Source organism: Parvibaculum sp., assembly GCF_035325945.1.
Taxonomy (GTDB): domain Bacteria; phylum Pseudomonadota; class Alphaproteobacteria; order Parvibaculales; family Parvibaculaceae; genus Parvibaculum.
Map to the genome: position 1 here is coordinate 390,342 of NZ_DAOKYX010000001.1, position 8,767 is coordinate 399,108.

At 65.4% G+C, this 8,767-nt stretch carries 6 protein-coding genes; 4 read left to right on the plus strand and 2 right to left on the minus strand.

The genetic code is table 11. The features are described 5' to 3' along the window. Window positions 1-13: 13 nt before the first annotated feature. Window positions 14-1,570, minus strand: a complete 1,557-nt coding sequence (locus PKA57_RS01910) for an AMP-binding protein (protein WP_324297228.1) — start codon at window positions 1,568-1,570, stop codon at window positions 14-16. A 136-nt stretch (window positions 1,571-1,706) separates the two neighbouring features. Between PKA57_RS01910 and PKA57_RS01915 the strand changes: the two genes are divergently transcribed. Both PKA57_RS01915 and PKA57_RS01920 read left to right on the plus strand, forming a co-directional pair. Further along, window positions 1,707-2,777, plus strand: a complete 1,071-nt coding sequence (locus PKA57_RS01915; RefSeq protein WP_324297229.1) for a lipid A deacylase LpxR family protein — start codon at window positions 1,707-1,709, stop codon at window positions 2,775-2,777. An 86-nt stretch (window positions 2,778-2,863) separates the two neighbouring features. After that, window positions 2,864-4,003 carry a DUF819 family protein gene (locus tag PKA57_RS01920; protein ID WP_324297230.1) on the plus strand — a complete coding sequence of 380 codons (1,140 nt, stop codon included), beginning with the start codon at window positions 2,864-2,866 and terminating at the stop codon, window positions 4,001-4,003. Window positions 4,004-4,020: 17 nt separating this feature from the next. Here PKA57_RS01920 and PKA57_RS01925 read toward each other — a convergent pair whose 3' ends face one another. After that, on the minus strand, window positions 4,021-5,904 hold the full coding sequence (locus PKA57_RS01925) for a potassium transporter Kup (protein ID WP_324297262.1): 1,884 nt from the start codon (window positions 5,902-5,904) through the stop codon (window positions 4,021-4,023). A gap of 175 nt (window positions 5,905-6,079) precedes the next feature. Between PKA57_RS01925 and PKA57_RS01930 the strand changes: the two genes are divergently transcribed. Both PKA57_RS01930 and PKA57_RS01935 read left to right on the plus strand, forming a co-directional pair. Beyond that, window positions 6,080-6,859: an enoyl-CoA hydratase gene (locus PKA57_RS01930; RefSeq protein ID WP_324297231.1), complete on the plus strand. Its 780-nt coding sequence runs from the start codon at window positions 6,080-6,082 to the stop codon at window positions 6,857-6,859. A gap of 87 nt (window positions 6,860-6,946) precedes the next feature. Then, window positions 6,947-8,692 (plus strand): amidohydrolase family protein, encoded by a 1,746-nt coding sequence (locus tag PKA57_RS01935; RefSeq protein ID WP_324297232.1) that lies wholly within the window; start codon window positions 6,947-6,949, stop codon window positions 8,690-8,692. The last annotated feature ends 75 nt before the right edge of the window (window positions 8,693-8,767 follow it).

Sequence of the window (8,767 nt, forward strand, 5' to 3'; positions counted from 1 at the left end):
GCGGCCCACCCTCTCAGATCTTCTTCTCGCCCTGCCAGTAGCGGTCGCGCACCGAGCGCCGCACGATCTTGCCCGAGGGCATGCGCGGCAGATCGTCGGTGAAATCGACCGAGCGTGGGCGCTTGTAGCCCGGCAGGCGCTCGGCGGCGAAGGTGAGAAGCTCTGCCTTGAGCGCGTCGCCAGGCTCGACCCCCTCATTGAGCTGCACGACCGCCTTGATCTCCTCGCCCCATTCCTCATTGGGCACGCCGACGACGGCGACGTCATAGACGGCGGGGTGCTTCAGGATCTCCTCGTCGATTTCCGCCGGGTAGATATTGACGCCGCCCGAGATGATGACCTCGGCGCTGCGCCCGGTGAGGAAGAGGAAGCCGTCGGCGTCGAGATAGCCCATGTCGCCCATGGTGAAGTAGTCGCCGCGATAAGCGCCCTCGGTCTTCTCCGGCGCCTTGAAATATTCGAAGCGGCCCTGCGCGGGCGCCTGAAAATAGATGGTGCCGACCTGATCGGGCCCGAGCGCGCTCCCCTCCTCGTCCACCACCTTCATGACGACGCCGGGAAGCGGCTTGCCGACCGTTCCCTTCTTCCCCAGCCATTCATGACTGTCGACGAAAATGCCGCCGCCCTCCGTCGCCGCGTAATATTCGAACAGGATGGGGCCGAGCCATTCGATCGAGCGTTCCTTCACATGCGCCGGGCATGGAGCCGCGCCATGCAGCACCCAGCGCAGGCTCGAATAATCGTATTTCTGCCGCAGCTCGGGCGCGAGGCTCAGCATGCGGTGGAGCATGGTCGGCACCACATGGGTGTGGGTGATGCGGTGCTTCTCGACGAGGCGCAGCGTGTCCTCGGCGTCCCATTTGTCCATCAGCACACAGCCGACGCCGGCATTGAGCGGGAAGTTGAGATTGAGCGCCAGCGGCGCCGCGTGATAGAGCGGCCCGGTGACGAGCGCCATGTCCTCGCCGGGGCGGAATTGCGCCGTCTCCGCGAGCTTCGCGTTGAGCGGCGTCACGGGCGGCGCCTCGCGCCGGAAAACGCCCTTCGGATGGCCGGTCGTGCCGGAGGTGTACATCATCTGCGTGCCGAGCACGGGATTGTCGATGTCGTGCCCGGCCTCCGCCTCGACCATGGCGTCGTAAGCGGCGAAGCCCGGAATCTCTCCGCCGACGGAAAGCCTGATCGTGGCGAGCGGCGACATGTGGGCCGCCTCCTGCGCGCTCGCCGCAAAGCGCATATCGGCGACCAGCGCCTTCGCCTCGCAATTATCGACGATATAGCCGACCTCGGAGCCCTTGAGGTGCCAGTTGATCGGCGTCAGCCGGAAGCCGCCACGCTGGCAGGCGGCCACCACCTCTGCGAATTCCGGGCGGTTGGAACAGAGAAGCGCCACCGCATCGCCGGGTTTGAGCCCCGCGCCGCGCAGGGCGCGCACGAGGCGGTTCGCCCGCGCATTGAGTTCGCCATAGCTCCGCCCGCCCGCCTGCGAAACGATCGCCAGCCTGTCAGGCGCCTGCGCCGCATGCCAGGCGATGAGCATGCCCTTCGCCTGTGCTTCCTCCCTGCTCATGCGAGCCGCCGTTCCAGCAACATTCATGGTCATCCTCCCCATTTGCGGTTTCATGTTATTTTCTCCCGCGCAACCATTGGACAGCGGCCGGTTTCCTGCCGTCAAGCTCTCCTCCGAAAGACCACTGGACTCCGGTATGACGAACAAGCCCGGCCCTGCCCTCCGTCTGACTGCGTTTTTTCTCCTCGTCTCCATCTCAACCGCCTTTCAGCCGGCCCCGGCCGAGAGCGCCGAGCCGGCCGATAACGGCTTTCTGACCGTGCAGGCCGAAAACGACCTCTTCGCCAAATTCGCCAATACCGACCGGCACTACACGAACGGCGTGCAGATATCCTGGCTGTCGGCGCCGCGAGACGACCTGCCGGAATGGCTGCGAACGATTTCGGCGCCGCCGGTCTTCGCTCTTTTCACCGACGATGCGGAGGTCGTCCGCACGAGCCACCGGATCGGCGTGAGCCTCGCCCAGGCGCTTTTCACGCCGGATGACACCGACCAGAGCGCGCCCATTCTCAACGACCGGCCCTATGCCGCCTGGCTCCACACCACCTTCACGCTGCAAAGCGTGCGCGAGAACGCGGCGCATGAAGCCTGGCAGGACCAGTGGAAGCTCGATCTCGGCGTCGTCGGCCCCTGGGCGCTCGGACGGGAGACGCAGAACGGATGGCACCGCCTCATCGGTGTCGATCAGGCGAGCGGATGGGCGAATCAGCTCCGCAACGAGCCCGGACTCAATCTGAGCTTCGAGCGCGCCTGGCGCTCGGCGACCTTCAGCACGCCGCGCATGCTCGGCCTCGAAACGGATATCATTCCCTACGGCATCATCGCGCTCGGCAATGTGCAGACCTATGCGGGCGGGGGTGGAACGTTCCGCATCGGCCCGGCCCTGCCCAATGATTTCGGCCCGACGCGCATCTATCCCGGCATCGGCGGTTCGGAATGGTTCCACAGCGCCAACGGTTTCGACTGGTATCTCTTCGCTGGCGCCGAAGCGCGCGCCATCGCGCGCGACATCTTCCTCGATGGCAACACTTTCCGGGACAGCCAGAGCGTCGACAAGAAGGTCTTCGTCTTCGACGGCAAGCTCGGCGCGGTCGCCGTTCTCGGCGCGACGCGGGTGAGCTTCACCCATGTCTTCCGTACACGGGAATTTTACGGCCAGCCCAAGCCCGATCAGTTCGGCTCGATCTCGGTCAGCTTCGGCCTCTGAATATCGCCCCTCGCGGCGGGCCCGCTTGTAATTCGCCTGACGTTCCGCATGATGAACGCCATTGAACGAATTATGCAGGAACGGACATGACGGGCTCTCTCATCTCGGCCGATAACAATTTCGGCCTCGTGGCCGCTTTTTTGTGCGCGGCGGCCTTCGGCGTCTGGTCGGAGGGGACGAGGCTCGGCAAGATGCTGTCCGGCGTCATTCTCACCATCGGCGCGGGCGCGCTTCTTTCCAATCTGCGCATCGTGCCCTTCGCCTCGACCTTCCACGATCTCGTCTGGAGCTATGCCGTCCCGCTCGCCATTCCGCTCCTTCTCTTCAAGGCGGATTTGCGGCGCATCATTCCCGAGACGGGACGCCTGCTCTTCGCCTTCGCCATCGCTTCGCTCGGCACCATCGCGGGCGCGATCGCTGGCTTTCATCTGATCGATCTCGGAACCTACGGGCCTAAGATCGTCGGCACGATCGGCGCGAGTTGGATCGGCGGCTCCATGAATTTTGCCGCCGTCTCGCAGATGCTCGAACTCAAGGACGGGGCGGTGCTGGGCGCGATGGCCGCGTCCGACAATGTTGGCGGCACGCTCTTTCTCACCCTGCTCGTTCTCCTGCCTGGCTCGGCGCTCATCCGTCGCCTCTTTCCCTCGCGCGTGATCGACGAAGCGCCGACCGAGGACGAGGCCATCGAGGCGCAGGAACGCAACCATTTCCACATCGCCGATCTCGCAACGGCGCTCGCGCTCTCCGCGCTTTGCTGCTTCGTGGGCTATGCCGTCGCGAGCCTTGCCGGCATTCCGCAATTCGGCGTGCTCTTCGTCACCATCGCGGCGCTCGCTCTCGCCAATTTCTTTCCGCAGCGCATGCACAGACTCAATGGCGATTTCGATCTCGGCATGTACTTCATGTACATCTTCTTCGCGGTCGTGGGCGCGGGCGCCGACGTGCTGCTCATGGTGCAGACGGCGCTTCCCATCTTTGCCTTCACGGGCGTGATGGCGACGGTGCATCTCGCCTTCGTCCTTGGCGGGGCGAAGCTCTTCCGCATCGATCTTGCCGAAGCGCTCATCGCTTCCAATGCCTGCGCGCTCGGTCCCGCAACTGCCGCTGCTCAGGCCGCGAGCCAGCGCTGGCGGACGCTCGTCACGCCCGCCGTGATGCTCGGCGTGCTCGGCTATGCGATCGCCAATTTCATCGGCGTGGCGCTGGCGCAGTTCCTCGGCTGAAATGAGGGCCGAGGCGATCAGACCTCGGTCTTGGTGCCCAGTTCGACGACGCGGTTCGGCGGGAGCTGGAAATATTCCGTCGGCCCCAGCGCATAGTCCATCAGTAGAATGAAGAGCCGGGACTGCCAGGCCGGCATCTTGGACGAGTGCTCATGCACGAGCGTCTGGCGGCTGACGAAGTAGGACGTTTCCATCGGCGGGAAATCGAGGCCGAAGGTGCGGCAGCGCTCCAGCTGTTCAGGCACGTCCACCTGCTGCATGAAGCCATGCCTGATCTCGATGCGGGCGAAACCGTTCGACAGGGTTTCGACCTTGAGCTGCTCGGCGAGCGGCACACGCGGCGTGTCCTCCGTGCTCACGCGCAGCAGCGCCACGCGCTTGTGCAGAACCTGATTGTGCTTGAGGTTGTGGAGCAGCGCCGTCGGCACGACATCGAGATTGGCGGTGAGGAAGACGGCCGCGCCCTTGACGCGCTGGATCTTCTGTTCCGACGCCTGCCGGAGCAGCGTGTCGAGCGGCACGGCGCCGTCGAGGAACTGCTCGGCGAGGAGCTTGCGCCCGCGCCGCCACGTCTCCATGACGATGACGATGCTGATGCCGACCGCGATGGGAAGCCAGCCGCCCTCGAGCACTTTCGTCAGATTGGAGACGAGGAAGCTCAGATCGACCGTCAGCAGCAGGAGCGCAAAGGCGGCGACGGGGATCAGCGGCCATTTGGCGATGCGGTAGTAATAGTAGAAGCCGATGCAGGTCGTCATGACCATGGTGCCGGTCACGGCGATGCCATAGGCATAGGCAAGGCGCGACGACGTCTCGAAGCCGAGCACCACGGCGAGCACGCCCACCATCAGCGCGGCGTTGATCTGCGGAACATAGATCTGGCCCGATTCGCGCGCCGAAGTGTGGCGGATGCGGAAGCGCGGCAGCCAGCCAAGCTCGACCGCCTGGCTCGTCACGGAGAAGGCGCCCGAAATCACCGCCTGCGAGGCGATGATCGCCGCCATGGTCGCGAGGATGAGCAAGGGCACGCGCAGGATTTCGGGCGCGAGGAGATAGAACGGATTTTCGATGGCCGTGGGCTCATAGAGAAGAAGCGCACCCTGCCCAAAATAATTGAGAATGAGCGCGGGCCAGACGAGCGATATCCAGACACGGCGGATGGTCGCGCGGCCGAAATGGCCCATATCCGCGTAGAGCGCTTCCGCGCCGGTGATGGCGAGCACGACCGCGCCGAGTAGCGCCAGCGGATGCGTGTGCCCGGCCATGAGAAGCTGGAAGCCCGGCCGCGGATCGAGGGCGGCGAGCACAGCCGGATGCTGGACGACGCCATAGATGCCGAGCGCGCCGATGGCCACGAACCAGGCGGTCATCACCGGGCCGAAGAGAGCGCCCACGCGCGCCGTGCCGTTGCGCTGGGCGAGGAATAGGCTGACGAGGAGCGCCGCCGCGATTGGCATGGTCATGCCGCTGAAGACGGGCGAGATGACTTCAAGACCTTCGACCGCGCCGAGCACGGAGATCGCCGGCGTCAGAATGCCGTCGCCATAGAAGAAGGCCGCACCGAGCATGCCCGCGCCGGTGATCGCGGTGGCGAGCAGACTTCCCGAACGCGCCTTCTTGAGCGCGAGCGCCGTCAGCGCCAGCACGCCGCCCTCGCCCTTGTTGTCGGCGCGCAGGATGAAGACGACATATTTGATCATCACGACGAGCGTGATCGCCCAGAAGACGAGCGACAGCACGCCGGTGACGGTTTCCGTCGTCGGCTTCAGGCCCACTGCGGGATCGAAGCACTGGCGAATGGTGTAAAGCGGGCTGGTCCCGATATCACCGAAAACAACGCCAATAGCTGCGACATGGAGAGCAAGCCTGAGCGGCTGACGCTCGACTTCGGACGAGGCGATGCTCAACGGCTGGAGCCCCCTGGGTTGCGAGGGGGCGCATGCTGTCCGATGAGCGCCCCAAGGTCAACACACCCCCACCGCGAACGAGCCGGGCGGATTGCGGCGTGTTGTCTCCTCTGTTAGAGCAAATCTATCGCAATTCACCAACTCGCACTAACGATTATGGAGAATATACATGGCTGGGGATCCGGTGCTTCTCGTTGAAAAGTCGGATGGCATCGCCACCGTCACCCTGAACCGTCCGACCGCCATGAACGCGCTGTCGCGCGAACTCCGGCAGGCCATCGCCGAAACATTCGAGGCGCTGGAAGCCGACCCGGAAACCCGCGCGGTGATTCTGACCGGGGCGGGCAAGGCTTTCTGCGCCGGGCTCGATCTCAAGGAGCTCGGCTCGGGCGCGAGCACGGTCAACGGCACCGTGACGGACAAGGACCCCGTGACCTCGATCGGCCATTTCTCCGGCCCGGTCATCGGCGCGATCAACGGCGTGGCCATCACGGGCGGTTTCGAGCTGGCGCTGGCCTGCGACGTGCTCATCTGCTCGGCCAATGCCCGCTTCGCCGACACCCATGCCCGCGTCGGCATCCTGCCGGGCTGGGGGCTCAGCCAGAAGCTTTCGCGCGCCATCGGCATCTACCGGGCGAAGGAACTGTCGCTCACCGGCAATTTCCTCTCCGCCGAGCAGGCGGCCGAATGGGGGCTCATCAACCGCGTCGTGGCGCCCGAGGACTTGCTGCCCGTCTGCCGCAAGCTTGCCGAGGACATGCTCTCGGTGGTGCCGGACTGCCTGCCCGCCTACAAGAAGCTCATCGACGAGGGCTTCGCGCAGAGCTTCGGCGAGGCGATCCGCACCGAGCGGCGCTTTTCGAGCGAACGCAACGGCAAGGTCGAGGCTGGTGCCATCGAGGCACGGCGCGAAGCGATCCGCCAGCGCGGCCAGCAGCAGAAGAACTGAGGCCCGTCGGGCTCCTTTTGCTCCACGGAGCTGAAACCGCTAAGCTCCCCGGAAACACCATTCAGAGCATTTCCGGGGAGACAAACCATGCACGATCTCGTGATCCGCGGCGGCACCGTTTACGACGGAACGGGGCGAAAGCCGTTCGAGGCCGACATCGCCATTGACGGCCGCACCATCGTCGCCATCGGCAAGGTCGAAGGCGGCGGCCGCGAGGAAATCGACGCGCGCGGCCAGATCGTGACCCCCGGCTTCGTCGACGTGCACACGCATTATGACGGCCAGGTCACCTGGGACCCCTATCTCCAGCCCTCGACCTTTCACGGCGTTACCACCGCCGTCATGGGCAATTGCGGCGTCGGCTTCGCGCCCTGCAAGCCCGAGCAGCGCGAATGGCTGCTCGGCCTGATGGAAGGCGTCGAGGATATTCCGGGTACGGCGCTTGCCGAAGGCATCAAGTGGAACTGGGAGAGCTTCCCTGAATACATGAATGCGGTCGAGGCCTCGCCTCTCGCGCTCGATGTGGGGTTGCAGGTACCGCATGCGGCCGTGCGCGCCTATGTGATGGGCGAGCGCGCGCCTGCGCTCGAGCCTGCGACGGAAGCCGAGACGGAAGCCATGGCGCGGCTCGTGGTCGATGCGCTCGATGCGGGCGCGCTCGGCTTTTCGACCTCGCGCACGCTCAAGCACCGCGACAAGCACGGCGCCTCGACGCCGACGCTGAAGGCGGAAGCCGACGAGCTTCACGGCATCGCGCGCGCCATGGGCAAGGCCGGCAAGGGCGTCCTTCAGCTCATCGCCGACTTCAAGGACACGGACGCCGAATTCGCCATGCTGCGCGGCATGGTCGAGCTGTCGGGCCGGCCCATGTCGATCACCATCGAACAGGATGACCGCTGGCCGACCGTTTGGAAGCGCGTGCTCGACAACATCGCCGCCGCCAATGAGGCGGGACTTCCGATCAGGGGCCAGGTGCCGCCGCGCGCGACGGGCCTCCTCCTCGGCCTCACCGCCTCGCTCAATCCCTTCGTCATGCATCAGACCTTCCGCCAGATCTGGGGCGCGCCGCTCGCGGAGCAGGTGAAGGCGCTGAGGGATCCCGAATTCCGCGCGAAGCTCCTCGCCGAGGAGCCCGCCTATCCCGCGGGCGAGATCATCGAGATGATCTGCACCGCCTATCACAAGATGTTCGCGCTGGGCGAGAAGCCGAACTACGAACCGGCGCCCGAGGAGAGCGTCAAGGCGCGGGCCGAGCGGGCGGGCAAGAACCCGCGCGAGATCGTGCTCGACCTCATGCTCGAACGCGACGGACGCGCGCTCATCTATTTCCCGCTGATGAACTACCATTGCGGCAGCCTCGCCGATGTCGAAACCATGCTCACCCACCCGAACACGGCCTTCGGCCTTTCGGATGGCGGGGCCCATTGCGGCATCATCTGCGATGCGAGCTTCCCCTCGACGCTGCTGACCCATTGGGGCCGCGACCGCACCCGCGGACGCAAGCTGCCGCTCGAATGGCTGATCCACGGGCTCACGGGCCGCAACGCGGAACTCGTCGGCCTCAACGACCGCGGCGTGCTCGCGACCGGCATGAAGGCCGACGTCAACGTCATCGACTTCGACGGGCTGACGCTCTACTCGCCGCGCATCGTCAACGACCTGCCGGCGGGCGGCAAGCGGCTCATCCAGGAGACGGACGGCTATACCGCGAGCATCGTGTCGGGCGTCGTCGCGTTCAGGAACGGCCAGCCGACTGGCAAACTCAACGGCAAGCTCGTGCGCGGCGCGCAGGCCCGCCCTGCGGGAGCGAGGATTTCCGCCGCTGCCGACTGACCGGCGTTCGGAACATGACGGAGTGGATGGATGGGCCGGCAATCCTGCCGCTCGGAAAATCGCCGTAACGTGGCC

What these genes read in the sequence shown, in the direction of transcription:
- PKA57_RS01915 (WP_324297229.1), top strand. Translation starts at nt 1,707, where the DNA reads ATGACGAACAAGCCCGGCCCTGCCCTCCGTCTGACTGCGTTTTTTCTC.
- PKA57_RS01935 (WP_324297232.1), top strand. Translation starts at nt 6,947, where the DNA reads ATGCACGATCTCGTGATCCGCGGCGGCACCGTTTACGACGGAACGGGG.
- PKA57_RS01910 (WP_324297228.1), bottom strand. Translation starts at nt 1,570, where the DNA reads ATGAGCAGGGAGGAAGCACAGGCGAAGGGCATGCTCATCGCCTGGCAT.
- PKA57_RS01920 (WP_324297230.1), top strand. Translation starts at nt 2,864, where the DNA reads ATGACGGGCTCTCTCATCTCGGCCGATAACAATTTCGGCCTCGTGGCC.
- PKA57_RS01930 (WP_324297231.1), top strand. Translation starts at nt 6,080, where the DNA reads ATGGCTGGGGATCCGGTGCTTCTCGTTGAAAAGTCGGATGGCATCGCC.